Source organism: Flavobacterium sp. KMS (assembly GCF_000813005.1).
Classification (GTDB): domain Bacteria; phylum Bacteroidota; class Bacteroidia; order Flavobacteriales; family Flavobacteriaceae; genus Flavobacterium.
This window is the reverse complement of the sequence record NZ_JSYP01000026.1, coordinates 38,483-62,279: the sequence shown is the minus strand read 5'-3', so window position 1 is coordinate 62,279 and position 23,797 is coordinate 38,483. Positions and strand designations below refer to the sequence as shown.

Here is a 23,797-nt window from a genome sequence, read left to right as displayed (position 1 = left end):
GAAAACCATATAAGTTATATAAGAAAATATAAGTTTTAAAAACTTAAATGGACTTACATAGCTTATATGGTTAAACTAAAATTTTATTAATCGATTCTTGGGTTACATATTATACAGATAACTTTTCTTCCTGATTATTTTACCGTTTTCAGTCTCTTTAAATTTAGGAACAAAAATGATTTCTTTTGGTTTTTGATATTTATCCAGACTGTCAAAGATTGCATTGTCGATAGTATGTTTTTCGCCTTCAATAACCAAAACTAATTTTTCGCCCAAAGCCGTATCAGGAACACCAATTACAAAATATCTGGTATCTATTTTACCCGAAAGTTTTTCTTCTATTTGCTCAGGAATTAATTTTATTCCGCCACTATTAATGACATTGTCGATTCTTCCTAAAAAGAGAAACTGATGGTCGTTTATTAGCTCGACTATATCATTGGTTACAATTGTTTCGCTGGAAATTGTTGGAGCACTAATTACCAGACAATTTCTATCATCTTGAGATATTTGTACATGAGGTAAAACGGTAAAAGCCTTTTCTCCAACTTGTTTGGCAGCAATATGAGTAATCGTTTCGGTCATGCCGTAAGTTTCGTACACCTTAGTTTTTAGCTTAGATACACTTTTTATAAGCGTAGCATCCATCGCTGCGCCACCTACAATAAGTTTTTTTACATTTTTAAGCGCAGGCAATGAATTTTGAACCTGTAAAGGAACCATTGCTACAAAATCGTATTTGGTATTGTTGTTTGTAAGAGGATGCAGGCTAGGAGCAACAAAATCGACATCTAGTCCAAGAATTAAACTCCTTACAATCATCATTTTTCCGGCGATATATTGAGTAGGCAAGCAATGTAATGCTTTATCTCCGGGATGTAAATCAAAAAAATCTCCCGTTGCAAGTGCCGACTCAATCATGGCTTGTTTCTCTAACTGAATCACTTTTGGAGCTCCAGTTGTTCCCGAAGTAGTTATCTCGATATAAGATTTCTCATCAAACCAATCTAAGATAAACTCACCAATAGCTCTTTCATAAGCTTCGCCTTCTTTAACGAAACTATAGGCTATTTGAGATAAGTCTTCTCCATTAAAATGGTCTCCATTTAATTTGAAGAAATTGTGGACGTTTTTATATGTTATTTTTGACATTTGAGTTTGGTTATAGTTTAATAGTTTCAGACTTATTTTCAGTAACGATTTCACCCGTTAATTTTTCTTTCCAATTCGTCCAGTTGTATTTTTTGCTAAAAATATATAGCATGATAGGATAAATAACAATTACTGGCAAGATAATATCTGCGCCAGCAGATGGTTCTGAGATATCTTTAAAAACCGAATGAGTTTGGAATACCGACCAATCCGAAGTAACCAATAGTGCACCTACTAGATTATTGGCAGCATGAAAACCTAATGCCAGTTCTATACCTTCATCCATTAAAGTAATAATTCCTAAAAATAATCCTGTCCCAATGTAATATACCATAACGATATAACCCATTTTAGACACTTCGGGATTAAAAATATGCATTACCCCAAATATGGTCGAAGTCATTAGTAACGGGAACCATTTGTTTCGGGCTAGATTTGCAAATCCCTGCATTAAATATCCACGAAAAACATATTCTTCGGTACTGGTTTGAATAGGAATTAAAAGAGTTCCTATTATAAATAAAATGGCAAACGGAATAGGTTTAAAATTAATTACAAAATCTTCAGGACTTAGATAATAAAATAAAACAGTTAGTACAGCAGTAATAATTCCCCATAAAAGGAATGAAAATAAGATACGATTCCAGTCTACTTTAGGTCTGGATGTAGTTACCGATAAAAAAGTTTGATGATGTATATATCGTACCACAAAGTAAATTCCTGCTAAGGCAAATGCAAACGAAATCAATATAAGAAACAAGGTAATATTCGATTCAAAAATCTTCATAATACCAGCTTCACTCGTAGGGTAAGGTATTTTGTTTATAAGAGTTTGATATAGTATGGCGAGTGTAAGCGGAATTTGACCAACAAATGATGCGGTTATTATAAAGACGGAACCTAATAAATATTTCCAAAATTTGTTTTCTTCTTTAACTCCTTGTTCTAGAAACATGTATTTTTAATTTAAAATAGTACTTCGATTTATTGCATAAATCTTATTTTTGCTAGCACTAATTTACCTTTTTTTATTTCAAATACGTTTACTTCTTTAAAAAAATAAAAATGATACAAATATATCACAACCCACGTTGCGGGAAATCAAGAAATTGTCTGGCTTTTATCGAGAATACAAAACAAGACTTTGAGATAATCCCATATCTTACCGAAACACCTTCGTTTGATGCATTAAAAGAATTGCTTCAAAAACTAGATTTAAAACCGATAGAGTTGGTTCGAACTAAAGAAAAAATCTGGATAGAGAACTTCAAGAATAAAACAATGACCGATAGTGAAGTTATACAAGCTATGGTCGATAATCCTATCTTAATCGAAAGACCTATTGTTGTTAAAGACGGGAAAGCTATTATCGGTAGAGATTTAGAATTGCTAAAACCTTTTTTAGAAACATTATAAAGAGGGTTGTTAACATATTTTTATGATTTTTCATTTTAAACCTACAGTTACATTTGCAGTCTAAAAGCCAAATAGAAACTACCAAAAATGAAAAAAAATCAATTAATCATCATGCTTGTATGTCTTTTTACAAGCATGCTCAGTTTTGCCCAACAACCAGAAGGGCAAAGAGCAAAAGTAAAAGTTACTGGTAAAGTTGTCGAGAAAACGACAAACCAACCGCTAGAATATGCTACAATTACTTTGGTAAATACCAAAAATCCAAAAGCACTTGCAGGAGGAATCACCAATAACAAAGGAGAATTTAGCGTAGATGCTGTTCCTGGGGTTTATGATATTAAAATTGAGTTTATTTCATTTAAGGTAATAGAAATCAAACAGAAAAATATTGCTGAGAATATCAATTTAGGACAATTTGCTTTATCCGAAGATGCCAACCAACTTAATGAAGTTGTGGTTCGTGCCGAGAAATCTACAGTAGAAATTAAACTAGACAAAAAAGTATATAATGTAGGTCAGGACATGATTGTAAAAGGAGGAACAGTAAGTGATGTTCTGGATAATGTACCATCAGTTTCTGTAGATACCGAAGGAAATGTAAGTTTAAGAGGAAGTGATAATATTAGAATCTTAATAGACGGAAGACCTTCAAATGCTATAAATGTAGCCGAAGCTTTGCGTCAAATCCCAGCCGATGCAATCGATAAAGTTGAGGTAATCACAAATCCATCAGCACGATATGATGCCGAAGGAGGTTCAGGATTAATAAATATTATTCTTAAAAAAGGGAAAAATCAAGGGTTTAACGGAACTTTTATAGCTTCAACAGGAATCCCAGAAACCTACGGAGTAAGTGCAAATGCAAATTATAAAACTAAAAAAATAAACTATTTTACAACTGCAGGATACAGTTACAGAACAACTGAAGGTGGTGGTTCAACAAATTCTGAGTATCTAAATCCAGACGGATCTATTAAAAGTTATCTTGATGAACTAAGAGATACCAAAAGATTAAGAAAAGGTTTTAATGCCAGAGTGGGAGCAGAGTGGGAAATTACTCCAACAATATTTTGGACAAACGCCGTTAATTATCAAAAAAATAGTGGAGAAGATAAAGACCTGATTGACTACAATAATTTTGATGTAAATCATGATTATACAGGATCATCTTATAGATTAAGTAATACTAATATAGCTAGTGATAATGTCGAGTTTACATCAAACTTGATTAAAAACTTTAATGATAAAGGACATAAATTGACTGCAGATATATCTATTTCTAAAAATAATGATGATAGCAATGGTACAATCACAGGTTCGCCAAATTTTAATGCAACATTAAACAATCAGGTTCAGAAACAATTTCAGATCCAGGCAGATTATGTATTGCCATTTGGAGAAGGAAGTCAGTTTGAGGCTGGTTATAAAGGAAATTTCAATGATTTAGATAACGTATACAATGTGAATACTGACGATCAAGGAAATCCAATCCAAGGTTTCTTGTCGAATACATTAGTTTATAAAGAGAAAATAAATGCACTTTATACACAATTTGGGTCTAAAATTAAAGAGACTAAATTCTCCTACCTTTTAGGATTACGTTGGGAAGACAGTAATATTGATGTAAATTTATTGGACACCAATAATTTTAATAATAAGAAATATAATAACCTTTTTCCAAGTGCATTTCTTAATTATGAAATATCAGATAACAGTAGCCTTTCTGTAAGTTACAGTAAGCGTATTTCCAGACCAAGAGGACGTTTCATGAATCCAGCTACAAATTATGCCAGTAATATCAATATCTTTAGAGGAAATCCAGATTTAGATCCTTCGCTTACCGATAAATATGATGTAGGTTATATAAAACGTTGGGATAAAGTAACTTTTAATACTTCCTTGTATTATGAAAACACAACCGATGTATTTACATTCGTAAGATTACAAACAGGAGATAATGTTGATGGAATTCCAGTTATTTTAAGTACTCCGATTAACTTAGGAAAACAGCAAAAGATTGGTTATGAATTCACGGTAAACTATACCCCTTTTAAATGGTGGAAATTAAATACCAATTTTAATCTTTATAATCTTAATACAACAGGAGATTATACTTATACAGATGTCAACAATTTAGCAATTACAGAAAATTTTGATAACGAGGCAACATCATGGTTTGCCCGTATAAGTTCAAGAATAACTTTACCATACAAAATCGATTGGCAAACTACGGCTATGTATAATGGAGCGCAAAAAACAGCACAAGGTAAAAACTTAGGACAGTTTGGATTAAATTTAGCTTTTAGTAAAGATGTCTTGAAAGATAAAGGAACAATTGCTTTTAATGTAAGTGATGTATTCAATTCAAGAATTATGAAAACTGAAACATATCTAGATAATGTAAATTCATATAGCGAAATGCAATTTCGTAAGCGACAGTTCAATCTTTCATTTACATATAGATTCAATAAGCCTAAAAACGAAAGAGAAAAACAAGGGCCTAAAAATGAAGGTAATGATGGAGGAGGAGAGTTTCCTGGATAAGGAAACATAGGAAATAAAAAAAAGGACTCGTGTAAACGGGTCCTTTTTTTATGTAGTAATCAAATTAATCTTAAATTGATTGCTCTTTCTTTGCTTTTCTTTCTTTGTACATTTCCCATAGCGCTCCACCAATCCAATATTGAACGAAACCTACCAAGAAGAACATTAACCAAAACCCTATAGTTAGAATGGTTAAGAAAAGTAAAAAGCCTAAATACTGTGAAAATTCAAACATGTTTTCCGGAATTTTTGAATGTAGCCACAAATGTAGGTCTAATATTTTTTCTTACCAATAAAAAACTAAATCAATTTTTATAAAAAAGTAATTATCCGTATTTTTGAGGTCAGTTTTAAAAAGATAAGCTCATAATTTGGTTTAGGAGCTATTTCCAGCTGTCCGCTATATCTTTTTTGGTCCGAAAAAAGACCCAAAAAAGGATGCCGCTTCCATCTGGGCTAGAAATCTAGGTTTGCGATGATAGTTTTACAGTTTACACGAATTTTTATATAATAACACACATAAATACATTAAAATGAAATTCAGAATAGAAAAAGACACCATGGGAGAGGTGCAAGTTCCTGCAGAAAAATATTGGGGAGCTCAAACAGAACGTTCTAGAAACAATTTTAAAATTGGCGCATCAGCATCGATGCCAAAAGAAATCGTAGAAGGATTTGCTTACTTAAAAAAAGCAGCTGCCTATGCAAACCATGATTTAGGTGTTTTACCAGTAGAAAAAAGAGATGCAATTGCAGCAGTTTGCGACGAAATCTTAGCAGGTAAACTAGACGACCAATTTCCGTTGGTGATCTGGCAAACAGGTTCAGGTACACAAAGTAACATGAACGTAAACGAAGTAATTGCAAACCGTGCACAAGTTTTAAAAGGATTTGAAATTGGCGAAGGAGAGCAATTCATCAAAGCTAATGATGATGTAAACAAATCACAATCATCAAACGATACTTTCCCAACAGGAATGCACATTGCAGCTTACAAAGCAGTAGTTGAAATTACTATTCCAGGAGTTGAGAAATTAAGAGATACACTTCACGCAAAAGCGGTAGAATATAAAAGTGTTGTAAAAATTGGCCGTACGCACCTTATGGATGCAACACCACTTACATTAGGGCAAGAACTTTCAGGATATGCTGCACAGTTAACTTATGGTATAAAAGCCGTTAAAAACACTTTAGCACACTTATCAGAAGTTGCTTTAGGAGGAACAGCAGTAGGAACAGGATTAAATACACCAGCAGGATACGATGTAAAAGTGGCAGCATATATTGCAGAGTTTACAGGACATCCATTTGTAACCGCTGAGAATAAATTTGAAGCACTTGCAGCACACGATGCAATCGTAGAATCTCATGGAGCATTAAAACAATTAGCAGTTTCATTAAATAAAATTGCAAATGATGTACGTATGCTAGCTTCAGGACCACGTTCAGGAATTGGAGAAATCATCATTCCAGAAAACGAACCAGGTTCATCTATCATGCCAGGAAAAGTAAACCCAACACAATGTGAAGCATTAACAATGGTTTGTGCTCAGGTTATGGGTAACGATGTTGCAATCTCGGTAGGAGGAATGCAAGGACACTATGAACTGAATGTTTTTAAACCAGTAATGGCTGCAAACTTCTTGCAATCGGCTCGTTTATTAGGAGATGCTTGTATCTCGTTTGATGAGCATTGTGCACAAGGAATCGAACCAAATTACAAACGTATCAAAGAATTAGTAGACAATTCATTAATGCTAGTAACAGCTTTAAATACTAAAATCGGATACTACAAATCGGCAGAAATTGCTCAAACAGCACACAAAAACGGAACAACACTTAAAGAAGAAGCAGTTCGTTTAGGTTATGTAACACCAGAAGATTTTGATGCTTGGGTAAAACCAGAAGATATGGTTGGAAGCCTTAAATAATTGAATTGTTAATAATGAATTGTTAATTAGGTCTCTACTCTGCCAAGGATGATAACCGCAATGTTGTCTCCCTGACGAAGGAAGGGTCTCCGCAAGTAACTCTACAACTTTTATGTAAAAATAAACCCCTGCAATCTGATTGCAGGGGTTTTGTTTTTCTGTCACCCTGAGCGGAGTCGAAGGGCAACTTATGTTTATTTAGATACAGTATTTCTTTTAAAATTGACACTCCGAAGAATGGGACCTCTCTATAATGCATCTTGAACAGTGGGTTTTAATTGTGGAGCTACTTGTAGAGACCCTTCCTTCGTCAGGGTGACAATATTGGGTTATTCTCTAGACAAACAAAGGATAATTAACAATTCACAATTTATAATTCACAATTATTTTCCGTCCACATAATCCTGTAAATAACTAAAACGTGGCGTAAGCTTTCCGTTTTCGGTCATTTTGGCTCTTTGTAGGATACCATCTTTATCGCCGTTAAAAAAGGCAGGGATTACGTGTTCCATAAATTGTTCACCAAAGCCTTCACTAGCATCTTTAGGAATCTCAGACGGTAAATTATCTACAGCCATTACTACAATTGCAGCAGGATGAAAAACATCAACTTCTTTGTCTTCTCCAGGGAAATAACCATATATAGGTTCCGCAATTGTCGATGCACGAAGCGTACAGGCAATAGGCCCATTTACATCACATGAAATATCGGCAACCACTTTTATCTTGCAATCTTTAGATTGAAGCATTTCTCTAGTTAATATTATTGGAGCGGCAGGCGAATGAAAATGTCCTGTGAAATAAACATCAGTTACTTTGGTGTATTTTTCAAAATCAGAAACGTATTCTTCAGGGTGTTCGTAAAAATCGGTATAATCTAAAACTTGTCCATCTTTACGCTTGTTATAATCCAATACGTTAAGTTGTACATAAACAGCCTGAGTATAATTTTTGGTTAAGTAATTATCTATAGTTACCTCTTTTATTTTAATGGCATCAAGAATTTCTTTAGCACCATTACCTACTTTTCCAGATCCGGTAATTACAAATTTTAAAGGTGGTAAAGTAATGCGTTTTAAATGAGCAATTAGTGCTTCTTTTCCAGATAAAGTTTCCGCTTTTGGTAATTTAAACAATTCAAATTTAATCCCAAATGCACGAATACCATTATATACACCAACAATTCCGGCATATCTTCCAAACCCAATAAGTCTGTTGTTCTGAGAATTTACTATTGTTTCATGGTCATATAATTCGATATTTTTTTCTAAAATAGCTTGCAATAATTTTCGATTGCCAGGTGACTTTTTTATAGTATGCGAAAAGAAAAAATAAGCTTTATTTGGAATTAAACTCTCAATAGGAACCTCTTTTACTCCAAATAGTACATCACAGTCCGAAACATCATCGGTAACTGTTATACCTAAACTTTGGTATTGAACGTCTGTAAAAATTCTAATATCTGAACTTTCTACTGCTACAGTAGCTTCAGGATAAAGTTGTTTAAGTCGAACCAGCTCACTTGGAGTAAATACAACTCTCCTGTCTGGTGGGTTTTTTCTTTCTTTTATAATTCCAAACTTCATTTATTACTGTTTAAATATTGTATTAATATAACTTTTTTACCTAAATTTGTTTTAAATATAACAAATATAGTTAAAATTTTGTTGTTTTTTTTGAAAAAAATCGAAATCAAATTTATTAAAACCTGATGTTCAATAGCCTGACGAAAATCAAGCTTAAAACTGTGTTAAAATCTGGAAATTTGCTTCAAAAACACAAATAAACAAAAGTATTCAATTCTATATATTTGTTTTCCTAGAATCCCACACATGAATTTCATTAAAAAAGCAAATATACCACAAATCCTTTTCCTTATTTTAGTTTTAAGCTCTTGCGGAAAAGATAAAAATACAAATGCAACCACAGCCGATACAGTAGAAGATACACTCCCTAAAATGAAGCCAATGCTTCAGGAAAAAAAACTGCCTGCAAATTATGTAACAGCTATAAAAAACAGAGTCGATTATTTTTATAATAGAAACTGGCCAAACAATACCATGAACGGAAGTTTTTTGGTAGCAAGAAATGGCGAGATTATTTATGAAAAATACGAGGGTTACGCAAATAAAAACGAAAAGACAGAGATAGATAAAGATACGCCGTTGCATATTGCTTCGGTAAGTAAAGTACTTACAGCAACTGCAGTTTTAAAATTGGTTAACGCGGGGAAAATTGACTTGGATCAGAAAGTAAATACAATCTTAAAAACATTTCCTTATCCAGATGTAACAGTAAGAATGCTGTTAAACCACAGAAGCGGAATGCGTAATTATGCTTATTTTACAGATAGAGATAAATCGATTTGGGACAGACACAACCAGTTAACCAATCAGGACATCCTAAATATAATGGCTACAAAAGATATTGGTTTAGAGTATAAAACCGATACACGTTTTACATACTGTAATACCAATTATGCTATGTTGGCTTTAATTATAGAAAAAATCACAGGACTTAATTATAAAGATGCAATGTCTCAGATGATTTTCAAACCGTTAGGAATGACGCATACTTATGTTTTTGATATTGATAAAGATAGAAAAACTGCTGTTCCATCTTATAAAGGAAATAATGTCGAAATAGGAATAGATTATCTGGATGCCGTTTACGGAGATAAAAACATTTATTCTACACCTCGTGATTTATTAAAATTTGATAGAGCCAGAAATGCGCTAGGTTTCTTAAAACCAGCATTACTTAAGCAAGTTTACGAAGGATATAGTAATGAGCGTAAAGGCGAGAAAAACTATGGACTTGGTATCCGAATGATCAATTGGTACTCAGGACAACACTTTTATTTTCATAATGGCTGGTGGCATGGTAATACCTCATCGTATATAACATTGCAAAAAGAGAATGTTACGATTATAGCATTGTCTAATAAGTTTACTCGTAAAACATATGCGGTTCGTAAATTGGCACCAATTTTTGGAGATTATCCTTTTGTTTTTAAGGACATAGAATAATAAATTGTAATAATAGATTTGGCATAAAAATTGTAATAAATATTTTTGATAATTAATGTCAAATGATGGTTCAAAAAGCGTAATTTTGCAATCTCAATTTTTTATTGAAAAAGAAATGGGGTCGACTGGTTTTGACAGCAAGTCGAATTGAACAGTAAGCACGTCGAGCATTGAGACCTTGCTCGTAAATATAAGATCTTACAATTTTACACGGCGAAAATAACTACGCTTTAGCTGCATAATCCGAATTATAGTAAGATTAAGCCACGTTCCTATCAGATAGGAAAGCTGGATTCTCCTTGAAAGCCTTGGTTTGTGGCGGTCAGTACAGGGGAACCGTAAAAATAAACCTAGATTTCCATGAGCTTCGGGTGGATTTCGAAATTAAGAAGATAAGTGTTGAGTGGTTGTTCCTGACCTAGCTTAACAACGAAAATCCAATCAGGAAATAAACGTGTAGAAAGCTCTTTAGTTGCTTGTTTGGACCCGAGTTCGATTCTCGGCGACTCCACAAAAAAGGGAAGATATTTAAATATATCTTCCCTTTTTTTATACCAGGTATTTTTTACTATCAATGAGTAATGATTAAGAACGCTTCTCATTGTAGGTGTTCGACAGATGTTGTTTTGATTGTATAAATTGCTATCGAATACCATATTTATAAATTCCTTTTTTTGTAAAGTGTTTGATTTAGGTATAATAACAGAGACTATTAAACAAATTATAACGGCCTAAAGATTTTTTTCAATATAGTTGATAATATCTATAATTATTTCGTCTACTGCATTTGCTTCAGGGTTAAATAAAGTTCCGTCAAAATATTTGGCATCACCACCATTTCCGGTAGGAGAACGATGATGTACATCGATAGATTTTCTCCAAAATTCAGCGTGATTTTTCCACTCCTCCTTATTTACCAAAGCCGGTTCTGTGAACCAAAGATTCCATGACAAAGTATTTCCTGCCTGAAGCATATTTCCTGAACCAAGATTAAATGCTTTCATTATTAATTGATTAAAATCATCAACTATTTTATCTTTAGTTAACTTAATATCTCCAATTTCAACTGCAAGGTAGGCTGTAGCAAATGCTTCATCATTATGTAATGCAAACGTCGGATTAGAGAATTCAGGATTTAATCCGTGTATCACTTCAAAAATAGGCTGATTAGGATCATTCTGTTTGTGCGTAGTAACTCTTATTGCATTTTCTTTATTCAATGGGAATTTCGGAAAACTATACTCCAGCAGAGGCCAAACGTCTTTTATCTTATCGCCTTGTTTTTCATTTGGTGTTAACCAAATTTTGCCTTCAACTGTCATGTCTATTGCAATTTCTTTTGTCACTTCGTTAACCCAACCTCTTTGTCCGGTAACAGTAACCTCTACATTTATACAAATTTCATCTTTAAGCCAGACTCCTTGCTGAGGACAGATAACAGAATATACTCTTCCTTCATCAGTATAACCGGCTCTGGAAATATATGGCGCAAATTGCTGATAACATCTTTTCGGATTAGGACTGCCTTTTTGTGTTTCCCAACTAAACTCTGGCCACTTTACACCGAGCTGACGTTGTAAAAAATTAATATTATCCATATTACCTAACATTGGTAAAGAGGAAAGATCTCGGGTTGGATATAACATAGGTGAACCCGCTGGTGGAAATCCGCCAACCCATCCGATTGGAATGGGTGAATTTTCATTGTTTTGCATGATTTGAAGACTTTTTTGGTTTAAGTATTAAATCTAGCCCAAAATATAATCTTACATCCACGTAGAATTACCCGTTTTTTTTAAATGCAATATTTGAAGTTGTCAAAAAAGTTGAAAGGGGATGAGGTGTTCGATTTTAGTCCTATCGACTCCACAAACAAAAAAATCCTGTAAACATTGTTTACAGGATTTTTTTGTTTTTAGATAGAATCTATTTTGGTCTCAAAATATTTACATATAGTTATATAAAAAGCCACTCTTTGAGGGAGTGGCTTTTATAAAGGCATAAAGAATACTAATTCTATTTAAAAAAATAACCAATCGATATTTGAAAAACTCTATTTTTCATGTCATTGTTAATGAAATAATTTACATCACTTTCTTTAAAGACATTAGAATAAGAAATATTATATCTAGCATCGGCATAGAATTTATCTTTAAATTGATAACCCAAACCAAAATTTAAAGAAGTATCTACACCACTTGAATATCCTTTTAAGTTAAAATTGTCATGGTTCTCATAGCCTAAAAAATTATCTTGGTATTTATTATTTGCTTTTAGGAGTATTCCTACCTGAGGTCCGGCTTGTATGCTTAATCCTTCTAGGACATAATATTTTAACATTACAGGAATGTTTAAGTAGTTCAATTTAATAGTACCATCATAGTTAGAGTTTGTTACATCGCTATCAGAAAAAGAAACCTTTGTTCCTTGCTGACTGTACAATAATTCTGGCTGTAGCGCAAAGTTTTTCGCTATAGGAACTTCAACCATAATCCCTCCTGTAAATCCTGTTTTACTAGATGAGTTCAATTCGCTTTCATCAAAATTAAGACTAGCGATATTTAAACCCGCTTTTACACCTAATTTAACTTTTTGACTTTGAGCCATAATAGGCACACCCAAAAAAAGTGTACATATAATTAACATATATTTTTTCATATTTGTTGTTTTAAGAATGGTAACTCTCAATGGGAGAGTTACCATCGTTTTATCTGTAAATTTGTTAGTTCTTAACAATCTTTGCGGTATATTTCTTGCCTTGTACATTGCAGTCTAAAACATACACTCCAGGAGCTAATCCGCTTACATTTATATTAGACGGAATACTTGTATATGTTTTACTCCACACAGCTTTACCATCGATTGCATAAATATTGATTTGTGCTTCTCCTTCAACTTTATCTGCCAAGAAGATATTTACAATATCAATTGCTGGGTTAGGGAATACCCTAAAAGCATTTGTTATTTTTCCAACAAGCATACCTCTTGAATCAAATGGTGCTGAAGTACTATTACATCCATTATTATTGGTCACTTGTAGGCTATAATCTCCTTCCCAAATTGTAACTATAGATTTTTCAGTTGCATTTGGTATAGGTCTTCCGTTTAAGAACCATTGGTACGAAACAGCATCGGCTGAAGCGGTTAACTTTTTATCAGCAACTACCTGAATTTCTGGTGTAATGTTCTCAAGAATTGAAATGGTAGTACTAAAAGTTTTACCAATGCCATTTTCATTATAAACAGTTACATAATATTCTCCACTTTTAGTTGTAGTGTAAGTTGGTTCTGTTGAGCCATCAAACCATTCGTACGATTTGTAATCTCCCGGAGATAATACAACTTCAGGACCACAAACATTTCCACTTGCTAAATCAGATTCGAAAGTATCAAATGTTGCAGTTATAGTTTCTGTAAGTGTACATCCATTTTTCATTACTGCTGTTACTGTATAATCACCCGCTTTATTTATCTCAATACCATTAGTAACATCCCCTGTGTTCCATTTGTATGAAGCAACTCCTAATTTATTAGCATTAAAATTAGTTTGAGCATCGATGTACAGTTTTTTACCAGCATATCCATGTATTGTTGAGGTGTCAAATATTTTGAAATCTGATGATACCTCCTGATATATATAATTTTTTATTTCGTTGTTTTGTGGAATAGCATCATTATCTAATTTAGCATTAATATTGAATACATGAGAGTCACCGCTTGTATCAAGTTTAGGCTGTTTTTTGAAAATATATTCGATGCTTTCGCCAGCAGGGATTCCTGCTTCAACAAATTCTGAAATACTTTCAAGCGTATTGATATATTCTAAATTTAGTTGAATTGCATTTCCATTAATTGGAGTTTGCCCTTCATTGGTTAACTTCAGTTTAACTTCAGATCCTCCGCATACATCTTTTGGAGACAATATTTGTACTGATACATCTAGAATAGGGTTAGTGATTACTTTTAAATCATCAAGCACCATATAAGAATAACCGCTTGTCAATGAATGTCTAAATCGTAGCATGATGGATTTTCCTTTATATTTATCTAAATTCACGACTCCTTTTTGCCATTCTTTATCTGAATTCATTACTTCTTTAGTGGTTTTCCATGCTTCATTCCATTCGCCTCCTACAGTTTTAACATCTACAATAAAGGTATTGTTGGCATTACTTTCGATTGCGTAATAAAACTCCATAGCAGTTGCACTTTCAGGTAACTTATACATAGGGAGAATTAAATCTCCATAGTTAGATCCATTTTCTAACGGGTGGTAAAGCATTTTTGCAGCAGCATCTCCTGTATGATCTTTAACAGGAATACCTAAGTATTTGTTGTCAGGTTTAACTACTACTCCCCATGGAAAAGTTCTATCACTTTGACTTGAAACGAATCCTTTTGTTCCAAATAACACTCCTTCAGGCATAGTTGAGAAAGTTTCTATGTTTAAGTCTGGAGCCTTTGTAATAACTTCAAAAACTTTTGTAAGACTTTCTATCAGAGCCTTTGGTTGTCCGTCTGTAAATACTTTTACGTTAATTTCATAATTTCCAGCTGCAAGCTGCGGAATACCATTTATTTTATAAACAAGAGTTTGATATTGCAATAGCGGGCTATTTTTTTCCAACAGAATTGGTTCACCCACTGCAGCACCGTCTTTGGTAATTTGATATTCGATAGAAACGTTGCCAATATTAGCGTATGATGAATTTCTTGCACTTATATAAAATTCATGTGAAGGTGCATCTTCGTAAACATTTTCGGCTACACTTAAATTAGACAGCTCTAAATAATCTGCTGTTTCTTTGATTTTAATATTATCTACTGCAAAACCATTAGCAAATAATCCGTTATCATCATGTACAAATGCTACAAGAACACAAGGATTTCCTGCATAAGGGCTTAAATTCACATGATATTCTATCCAATTAGCAACATAAGGCATTTTAAATATTGTTTCCCAAGTTCCACCTCCATCTGTACTTACTTTTACATATCCGTCAGAATCTCTCAGCCCGTCTCCAAAGCCATCAAATATTAAATGTGCTTCTTTGTAATTGCTTAAATCGAACACAGGTGAGATCAACATATCATTTGAAGAGTCACAATTGCATTTATCATCGTTACTCGCCATAAAATTTGTATGGTCTGCTACTTGCCACGCTGGAGAACGTAAATCTTTACCTAATCCATGTTGCCAGCCTGTAGCATTTTTATTTTCAGAAGTTCTCCATCCTTTATATTTGGTTGCATCTTCAAAATCCATTGTATAGGGAAGTACTGCTACTTTCATATCTTCATTGTTCCAATTGTCGTAGCCAAATGTGATAGAATTATTTTCAGGTTTATCATCCAGAGACATATCTTCTGGAAAAACAGAAACTGTAACAGTATTTTGGCCTATGCTTTTTAAATTAATATTTGAAATAGAATAGGTTAGTGTATCTCTATATTTAGTAAATGCTAATGTTGTTTTTTCGGTTTTTGAAAAAACTTCATTTTTTTCATTATCAAGAATTTTTACTGTAACATTAACTTGCTCATTAGTAGTTCTGAAATTATTAATGATCTTAGTCTTTATGGTTATGTTATCATTGTTAATAGTACAGGTGCCAGCATCTAAGTTTGCAGCTATAACTTCTAAATCATAAGGGGCATTACTCACACGAATATTGTCTATAAAAGCACCTAAATAATTGCTATTATATTTATCTGTAACTACTCTAAAACGGATTGCAGCTTTTTTACCAGCAAGTTCATTTAAACGGATAGCATATGGTTTTTTATCAGTAGCATTATTAATTCCGCTAAACCATGGTCCTGTTACTAAATCATTGTAGTGCAAATTTTCTGGATAATCAATACCGGTCACTTTTTTCCAGTTTTGACCTTTATCTTCAGAATACTCCACAATTAGTCCGTCATATCCTTTAGAAAACAAATGGATCATATCAAACTCAACATACGGAGAGATAATGTTTGTAAAATCAAATATTGGAGATTCTAAAGTAAAATCAGCATTTGTAGGTATTTTTTCAGATGTACCATAAGTTACAGTACCCCACAAATATTTCGATTTTGTATCTCTAAATGAAATAACAGACGTCTGTTGCCATACAAATTTTTGATTTGTAAGTATTGATTTTGAAAACCAACCTCCTGGTGTTTTTTCGAAATCCTGATAATATGGTAATTGAGTTACAAGTCCATTGTAAACTGCATTTGTCGTACTGTTATTAGTTGTTACTGGATCTTGACTATAGGTCACAAAAGCTTCATACGTATGCAATCCAGCTGCAGATAAATCGATAGTACCATCAAAAGAAATTGTCATTTCTGAGTTTCCTTTAAAAGCAGTAGCTAGTGTAATATCTTTCCAGATAGTTTGATTTCCTGAAAGTGTATTAAGATATCCTACTTTTAGCTGAGCCCCAGCAGTTATATCCTGACAGCCTAAATTGTAAATGGTAATAGCTAATGGATGACTTGCTGATAATGCTTCGCCTGAATACGCTGGAAGATTTAATCCTACAAGTTTAAGGTCGAAATCTTTTTGCGCTGGAGGAACGACTAAACTTGCAATAAAAGATATGCCGTCTTTTGTACCAAACTCTGCAATAGGTTTAAAATCTAGTTTAATTTCTACATAATTTACGGTAGTCGCACTTATTATGTAAGGAAGTTTATCTTGAATTTTTATAGTTGTTTCTTCACCAATTCCCAGATCTTTATCAAGATTAATAGCATTATTGTTGGTGTAAATAGTATTAAACCTTCCACCAAAACCCGTAGTCATTAATCTCAATTTGTAATTTAAGGCGTCTTTTGCTTTAATTACAGTAGTCCCTGTGTTTTTTATTTTAATATAAAATGGCTCATCACCTTTTAAGGAACCACAAGCAACAGAAGGTTTTTCAACCGCCACAAGAGCTATTTGTGTATCTGTATAAGGAGCCCCAATACCAATAGCATACCAGGCATTGGTAACTTGTTTGTATTCTTCAGAACCTAATCCGTATAAATCTTCTACAACCATTAAAGTTGCTTGGCGCATATCGTTAAAGTTTGAAGAAGGAGATAAATACTCCGTAAGAGTTATGTATGCAATTTTTTCTGCTTTGGCAAGACCAATTGCTTTAACATCGTAACTGTTATTAAGGTCATTTACGCCTTGGCCACCTTCACTTAAAAGGTAAAACCAGTAATTTGTAATTCCGCTATTAATATGTACACCTCCATTATCGTAATTAACTGCTAATGGATTTGCCCAATTTACCCCTCCGTAAGTGTCAGGTTGCCCTTGAGCTTTAGGGTTAGACATGCTTCTCATACTGCCATGTGTGTAAAGTTCATTACCCAACATCCAAATATCTTCTTTTTTGTCTTTTCCAACATAAAATTCAACAGCTACACCGAAGATATCACTGAAAGATTCATTCATAGCACCCGATTCACCTTGGTAGATTAATCCAGCCGTGAAACGTGTTACTCCATGAGTTAATTCATGTGCAGTAATCCCTAAACCAACATAAGGTGTGTTATAACCATCTCCAAATTGTGCCCAACCACCAGTCCAGGAAGCATTATCTACATTAGTGCCTAAATGGGCAAGACCAATAATTGTCATTCCTTTGTCATCGATACTATTTCGGTTAAATCTGTCACCATAATATTCTATGGTTTTTTGCATACCCCAATGAATATCTAATGCAACCTCATCATTATCTTTATTATGCAGTTCATTCCAAATGTTATCTTCGTCAATAAAATCAGTAATCACTTCATCTGAAGCCTGATTTGCATGATTCATGTTCATAGTATACATCGGAACATTGTATTTCCCTTGCAACCCTTCTAATCTGTATCCATCAGCATATTGCTTGGTATTAAAACTTACTTCTCCGGCATATCGTGATTTACCTTTACCCAAGCTTTGGGTTTGGCTTTGATTTGTAATGTTAGCATCTCGACTTAAATCTATAGTAAGGATTATTTTTCCAGTATTTGCATCAACATAAATTGTCTGGCTAGATTGCGGATTGGTAGCAAAAATATCGTATTTCCAAGCTAGGTAATATTCCTTTAGTTCAGAAGAAAAGTTAGGCCCAACATAAACTAATTCCCCTTGTGGTTTAGCGCTTATCTTTTTGTCCAGTAAAGCACCTAATTTTTTACTTTCCCAAATATATTGTTTAGCATTTACGGTTCTAAGCGCATTTTCTAAAGCTGTTGCGGCATTTATTTTATAATTGCTGTTTGCAGACAATTTTTTAGCTGTATAACCAAATGCATCAATCTTAGTTTTATTTTCTCTAACCTTATATATTGCACCTTCAACAGGAACAGAGTTATGCAATTGCTGATAAGTGGCGAGAGTTCTTCCATGATTATCAGAAATTGATTTTAATTGCATTTTATCAGAAGTAGATAAATCAAAATCTCCTTTTTTAACTTCAAATAAATTTTTCACAGTTAAATTTGAAGATTTTGCAAAAGACTTAACTTTTGTGCGAACTGTGTCTTGCGGATTTGTTTTCTCAGTAGCATTAGTTAGTTTTTCTACAAATAACTTTTGGCTCTGTTGTACTTGTTTTGTCACAGCCTCACTTTCTGTAGCAGAAAGTTCTTTGCCATTTATAATTTCTTCTTTTGGCATGAAGAGATTATTGGCATCTTTATCCTGATTAGAATTAGGATTGCTAGTTTTTTTAGAAACTTGTTCCTTTGTTTCGTCAGGTGCTCCCAAGGCGGTTTTCACGCCATCATTTTTGATATTTTGAAAAGGTGACTGAGCCATTCCGACAGAACAGGCAAAGAGACTTAACAAAATAAACAAATACCTGGTTTTGAAGTAAATTTGATTCATTCTTTTAAATTTAAAATTAATACTTAGAGTTTGTTTGGTTAATAGTCATTATGCTTCTATGGTTAATAGCAAACCATAAAAAGCATTTTCTGAAGCATCAATTTTGGGGTTGATTTTCAGAATCTTCATTCGTTATTTTCTTCAGAATCTTTAAGAGGATTTTCTTTTTTGCTTTTGTTTCTTCTAAAAGCTCTTCTAAACTTTTAGGAGGGACATTTTTCTTCTTCCGATTCATTACTAGATTTATTTACATCGCTTTCGTAAATGTAGAACGGAGGTAGGTGTTTTTGATAAAAAAGGACTATTACAAAAACACTCTGAGGTAAAAAACAGTCACTAAAAAAACACTCATAAATTTATAAGTATAAGTAAGTCATGAAGTTAGTTCTGATTTAATATTTCATTAAATCAGATTAAAATGTATTGAGATAAGTAGAAAGATTTACTTTTTCATTGGTTAATTCAAACTTTTTGCGAAGTCTTGTACGGGCATTTTCGATAGATTTGAAAGATTGCCCCGTTATTTGAGAAATTTCTTTTGTGCTTAAATCCAGATATAAAAGGGCACACAATCTGCGGTCTTTTGGAGTAAGTGTGGGATAATCGACAGTTAATTTGTCAAAAAAGGATTGGTGAACCTGTTCAAAACTTATTTCAAATTCTTTCCAGATATCAGTATTCAAATTCTTCTCCAAACGCTTTAAAACTATATCGATAGCTTGCTGCATTTCTTTATTAATAGTTTTGAGTTTAATCTGTTTAAGATCGGTCAGAATTTCGTTAATGCTATCTGTACGATGTATTTCTGCCATTGCTTTTCCTATGAGAACCTTATTTTTAGCATCCAGATTTTGCTTTAAGGTTTGCATTTTTGTCTTTAATTTCTCTTTTTCGAGTTGATTTTTGATATTCTTGTTTCTGTATTTTATCAAAAAAATAATTAAAATTAATATACCGACAACTAATATCAATCCAACTACAGAGTACTTAAATAATTTCTTTTCTTCAATAAGTGTTTTTATTTGGGCGCGTACTTTGTAGTCCTGTTCTAGCTTTATTTTTTCTAGGTTTACTGCCTTTTCTTCTACATGTATGCTATCATTTATTGCATTATATTTTTCAAAATAATGGACAGCATTTTTATAATCCTGTTTACTTACATATACTTGATAAAGCATTTTGTTGAGGTTTAAAACCGAAAAAGTATATTCATTTTCACTACATAATTCTAATGCTTTTTTTGCATTTACAATTGCAGCATCATAATTTTTTTCTTTTAACTTATAATCAGAATAAGATTCATAGACAAAAGCTTGTATTAAATTATCAACAGGCTTTTTTAATAGAGAAAAAGCGCGATCAAAATAATAGTCAGCATGTGTTTTATCATTTTTTAAAACATAAGTTCGTGCTAAATTTGTGTTGACATAGACTTTTAAAACATTATCTTTTATGGTCGAATTTATTAAATCGGCTTTGTGATAATAATACAAAGAAGAGTCTAAATTTTTACTTAAGTAAGTTGTACCTATATTATTTAAAATTTTTACAAGCTTAACAGGATCGTTCTTAGTCTTTTGATAGCGATATACATTTAAAAAGTATTTTAATGCTTTTTCTTTGTTTTTTCCTTGCGCATAAATAATCGCAAGATTGTTTTCTACTTTAGATACTTCCTCATGATTACCGTTATTTTTATAAATCTCATACGCTTTTAAGTAGTATTGTAAAGCAATATCTAAGACCTCTTTAGAAGAATACATTTTGCCTGCTGTAGTATAAACAGAAGCCAAAGTGAGTTCTGATTCTTTAGCTTTTTTTGCCTCTGCTTCAGCTAATTCTATGTACTTAATAGCTCTGTCCCAATCAGAATTTTGAAGGTTTAGTGCTATTTTTCGGCACAATTCTACTTTTTTCTGATTATCGTTAATGCTATTTAAATTATCAATCAGTTCTTGTGTTGAAGACTGAGAATGAATATTAATAGAAAGAAAAAGAAAAAACAAGGGAAAGAGTCGTGCCATCATAATATAAAAATGCTAAAGATGAATTTCAAATTTAAATAAAAAATAGGATTAGTATGACAATAAGATGTAAATCTTGTTAAAGTATCTAATTATTAATCGTGATTTACCATTTGAAGGAAAAGAATCAATTGTAGATCTCTATTTTTTTCAAATGTTTATTGGTAAACCTGAAAATCGAATCCGAAAAATACGGTATTTGCTTGTAACTCATTCAATCCAAAACTAAAAAATCCTGTAAATAGTGTTTACAGGATTTTTTAGTTTTTCTAGAGTTATAATATTTAAATGTGATCTTTTCAGAATTTCTTGGAAACATAATATTTGATGGTAACATTTTTGAACTATGTTTTTCTTTAAAAATAATCAAGTAGTGTTTTATTCTTTTACCAAACCTGATATACTTTCATCAGCTGACGGATGATCACTACTAAAAATTTTATAATCTGTAATTTCGTGATTTTTGTTTAGTATAAATATAATACCAATTTGGTCAGCCCTACTTAAATTACAAATTAGTAGTAAACTACTTCCATTTGAAACTTTACCTAAAACATTTATGCCTTTATCATCATCAGTATATTCTCCAATTGAGTCATGAAACAATTTGTACACATCGCTTGAATGGCTTTTAGAAAATAAGATATTTCCTAAATCCTTTTCATCAATAAATGTAGTGTTTGAAGTAGTAAACTCATCTGATTCTAAGTATGATTTTAAATTTACATTGCCACTGACTGGAGTTGTTTTTTTAATAATATATTCGAGTCTATCTGTAGATGACATTTTTTCTTCATTAGGAGGGGTAAACTGATCGACAATTTCAAATTTCCCTTTATCATTAACTTTATAATTAACATAAGGATGAAAAGGCTTGCCTGATTCAATTTGACAATGAATAACACCCTTTTTGTCTATATATACTTTGGATGTGCATTGACAGATTTGTTGATTGAATTTTGATAAATCTAGAAAGTCTATTAGTTCGTCTTTTGAATTATAATTTAATAATATAAAAGTTTCTGGGGTAGTAACAATTAATGTATTGAAATCTGAATGCAAATTGATTCTTCGCTTAATAATTAAGTACTCAATCGATTCTTTAGTTAGGAAATGAGATTTCTTAAATCGTTGTTCAGTCTCTTTATCAAATTTCTTGTTATTTACGAATATTTGATTATATTTTTCTTTATCCTTTACATAATCTCTCCATTCTTCTCCAAACTGCTCATTATCATCTTTGAGAAATAAAGTATCTTTAACAGTAATCAATTTTATACTTTTAATATTGAAATCATTACTATTCTCTTTTATCTTTGAATCGTTTTTACATCCAAAAAAAATAAATAAACTAAAAATCGTAAGTCTATAAATAATACCATTCATAACGCCTAAATGTAATTTTATCATCTTCTAATTGTTTCCAAGTCCAAAGGTTTGACTCTCCTTTAACGAGCTAAATATCATTCAACTTCATAATAAAAAAAATCTTACAAGAATTTTTTAAAACATGCTTTTATTTTTGTGTTTAAAATAAAAATGAACATCCGAATACAATTCTAATCTATTTTGAATTAATCTTTTCTTCCTCATTAAAATATTATATTTTTTCAAATCATTTGATCAATTAAAAGAGCCATATCGTAAACATTAACCTATAAATTATTATCATTTAATTGTTTTTTTAGGGTAACGTTTATAATAACCCAGCCATAATATTTTAAATACGAGACAACTTTAGAGGTTGTATCTGGTAACGGATATAAGTTAATTTTACTTTTTTTAATCTGGAATAGAAGCAAACATTGCAACTTCTTTTAAATCTATATAATATTCTCCGGTAAGATTAGAATTAATTGATTCTAAGATATTAATTTTTACAAAATATCTTTTTTTTCCATCTTTTTTGATAATTTTAAAATCACGTAGATAGTTAAATTGTATTGCATTCTCGTTATAGGTAATAGATTTAAAATCACTCAAACTATATAATTTTATATTAGTAGTTTTTTCTAAATATAAATCACTTTGTTCAAGATAAATTGTTTCTTTCTTATAATCAAAATTAGGCAAAGGTTTTGTAAAACTATTATTATCAATTTTTGCAAATAATAGATCTATGTTAAATAAATCTATTGCATAGTTAAAGTCCTCAGGTATTCGATATTTCGACAATTTACTAGTAGTATTAGAAATTTCAAAGGTTGATTTTTTATTATAACATTCTAAATAGGATTTATTTTCATCCATAAAAGAATTACCAATAAAAAAATCATTTTTATCAATTGTAAGATAAGAATATAAGTTTGGTCTATCCGCTTCATAATTATCTTTATTAATATCAAAATCATGTTGCTTGTAGGTTTCATAACTTGGTTGAAAACAAGATACTTGCTTTATAAGTCTTACCTTATCATCTTTTATAAAATAATGTATGGTATCATATTTAGTTGGGTAGTTAATTGTCTTTATTTCTTTTAAACCTAATAAACAATAACAATCTATTGAAAAATAGCTTTTTTCATTTTCTAATTGAGAAAGTAATTCTACATCATGAAGAGGAGCATATAATTCTTGATTTTTGTATAAAATCTTTGAAATATTCTTAATTGTATCTAAGGAAATAATTTTGATTTTTGATGCATAATCTAAATGATGTAATTTCTTAGATGACAAATCTTCATTAGAAAATAAATCAATGCCTTTCAAATTTGCAACAATACCTATAGAAGTATTATTTTCTATCTTTTTACTACATGAAATTATAGCGATAGATATGATAAATATAAGTAATCCTTTTTTTAACATAATTTAATTTTTTTAGTAAAAATAGTA

Annotated in this window: 14 protein-coding genes and 1 other RNA gene; 5 read left to right on the top strand and 10 right to left on the bottom strand. The window is 31.8% G+C overall.

Features of this window, described 5'->3' with window-relative positions; translation table 11 throughout:
* Positions 1-102 precede the first annotated feature (102 nt).
* Positions 103-1,152 (bottom strand): AMP-binding protein, encoded by a 1,050-nt coding sequence (locus OA93_RS21020; RefSeq protein WP_039115990.1) that lies wholly within the window; start codon positions 1,150-1,152, stop codon positions 103-105.
* Between the two features lie 10 nt (positions 1,153-1,162).
* Positions 1,163-2,107: a type II CAAX endopeptidase family protein gene (locus OA93_RS21015; protein ID WP_039115989.1), complete on the bottom strand. Its 945-nt coding sequence runs from the start codon at positions 2,105-2,107 to the stop codon at positions 1,163-1,165.
* A 110-nt stretch (positions 2,108-2,217) separates the two neighbouring features.
* Here OA93_RS21015 and arsC point away from each other — a divergent pair, with 110 nt between their 5' ends.
* Positions 2,218-2,568, top strand: a complete 351-nt coding sequence (gene arsC, locus OA93_RS21010) for an arsenate reductase (glutaredoxin) (protein WP_039115988.1) — start codon at positions 2,218-2,220, stop codon at positions 2,566-2,568.
* Between the two features lie 87 nt (positions 2,569-2,655).
* Entirely contained in the window at positions 2,656-5,112 is a 2,457-nt protein-coding gene (locus OA93_RS21005; protein ID WP_039115987.1) for an outer membrane beta-barrel family protein, read from the top strand.
* A 70-nt stretch (positions 5,113-5,182) separates the two neighbouring features.
* Here OA93_RS21005 and OA93_RS24850 read toward each other — a convergent pair whose 3' ends face one another.
* Entirely contained in the window at positions 5,183-5,347 is a 165-nt protein-coding gene (locus OA93_RS24850) for a hypothetical protein (protein ID WP_035621077.1), read from the bottom strand.
* A 298-nt stretch (positions 5,348-5,645) separates the two neighbouring features.
* On the opposite strand from OA93_RS24850, the gene fumC reads away from it, so the two are divergent.
* A complete protein-coding gene (fumC, locus tag OA93_RS20995; RefSeq protein ID WP_039115986.1) occupies positions 5,646-7,043 on the top strand; it encodes a class II fumarate hydratase in 1,398 nt (465 codons plus the stop codon).
* 383 nt (positions 7,044-7,426) lie between these two features.
* On the opposite strand, the gene OA93_RS20990 is transcribed toward fumC, so the two are convergent.
* Entirely contained in the window at positions 7,427-8,629 is a 1,203-nt protein-coding gene (locus OA93_RS20990) for an NAD(P)-dependent oxidoreductase (RefSeq protein ID WP_039115985.1), read from the bottom strand.
* Between the two features lie 246 nt (positions 8,630-8,875).
* On the opposite strand from OA93_RS20990, the gene OA93_RS20985 reads away from it, so the two are divergent.
* Both OA93_RS20985 and ssrA read left to right on the top strand, forming a co-directional pair.
* On the top strand, positions 8,876-10,072 hold the full coding sequence (locus OA93_RS20985) for a serine hydrolase domain-containing protein (protein WP_039115984.1): 1,197 nt from the start codon (positions 8,876-8,878) through the stop codon (positions 10,070-10,072).
* Between the two features lie 117 nt (positions 10,073-10,189).
* Positions 10,190-10,586: a transfer-messenger RNA gene (gene ssrA / locus OA93_RS24680) on the top strand.
* Positions 10,587-10,803: 217 nt separating this feature from the next.
* Here ssrA and OA93_RS20975 read toward each other — a convergent pair.
* The 6 genes from OA93_RS20975 to OA93_RS20950 form a co-directional block, all read right to left on the bottom strand.
* Entirely contained in the window at positions 10,804-11,787 is a 984-nt protein-coding gene (locus OA93_RS20975; RefSeq protein WP_039115982.1) for a hypothetical protein, read from the bottom strand.
* 301 nt (positions 11,788-12,088) lie between these two features.
* Positions 12,089-12,730 (bottom strand): porin family protein, encoded by a 642-nt coding sequence (locus OA93_RS20970; RefSeq protein WP_039116108.1) that lies wholly within the window; start codon positions 12,728-12,730, stop codon positions 12,089-12,091.
* Positions 12,731-12,794: 64 nt separating this feature from the next.
* Positions 12,795-18,938, bottom strand: coding sequence for a M4 family metallopeptidase (locus OA93_RS20965; RefSeq protein WP_082001859.1), 6,144 nt, complete (start codon positions 18,936-18,938; stop codon positions 12,795-12,797).
* Positions 18,939-19,351: 413 nt separating this feature from the next.
* Positions 19,352-20,965, bottom strand: coding sequence for a tetratricopeptide repeat protein (locus OA93_RS20960; protein WP_039115980.1), 1,614 nt, complete (start codon positions 20,963-20,965; stop codon positions 19,352-19,354).
* A gap of 375 nt (positions 20,966-21,340) precedes the next feature.
* Positions 21,341-22,372 (bottom strand): hypothetical protein, encoded by a 1,032-nt coding sequence (locus OA93_RS20955; RefSeq protein ID WP_039115979.1) that lies wholly within the window; start codon positions 22,370-22,372, stop codon positions 21,341-21,343.
* A gap of 372 nt (positions 22,373-22,744) precedes the next feature.
* On the bottom strand, positions 22,745-23,770 hold the full coding sequence (locus OA93_RS20950; RefSeq protein ID WP_039115978.1) for a hypothetical protein: 1,026 nt from the start codon (positions 23,768-23,770) through the stop codon (positions 22,745-22,747).
* Positions 23,771-23,797: the final 27 nt, after the last annotated feature.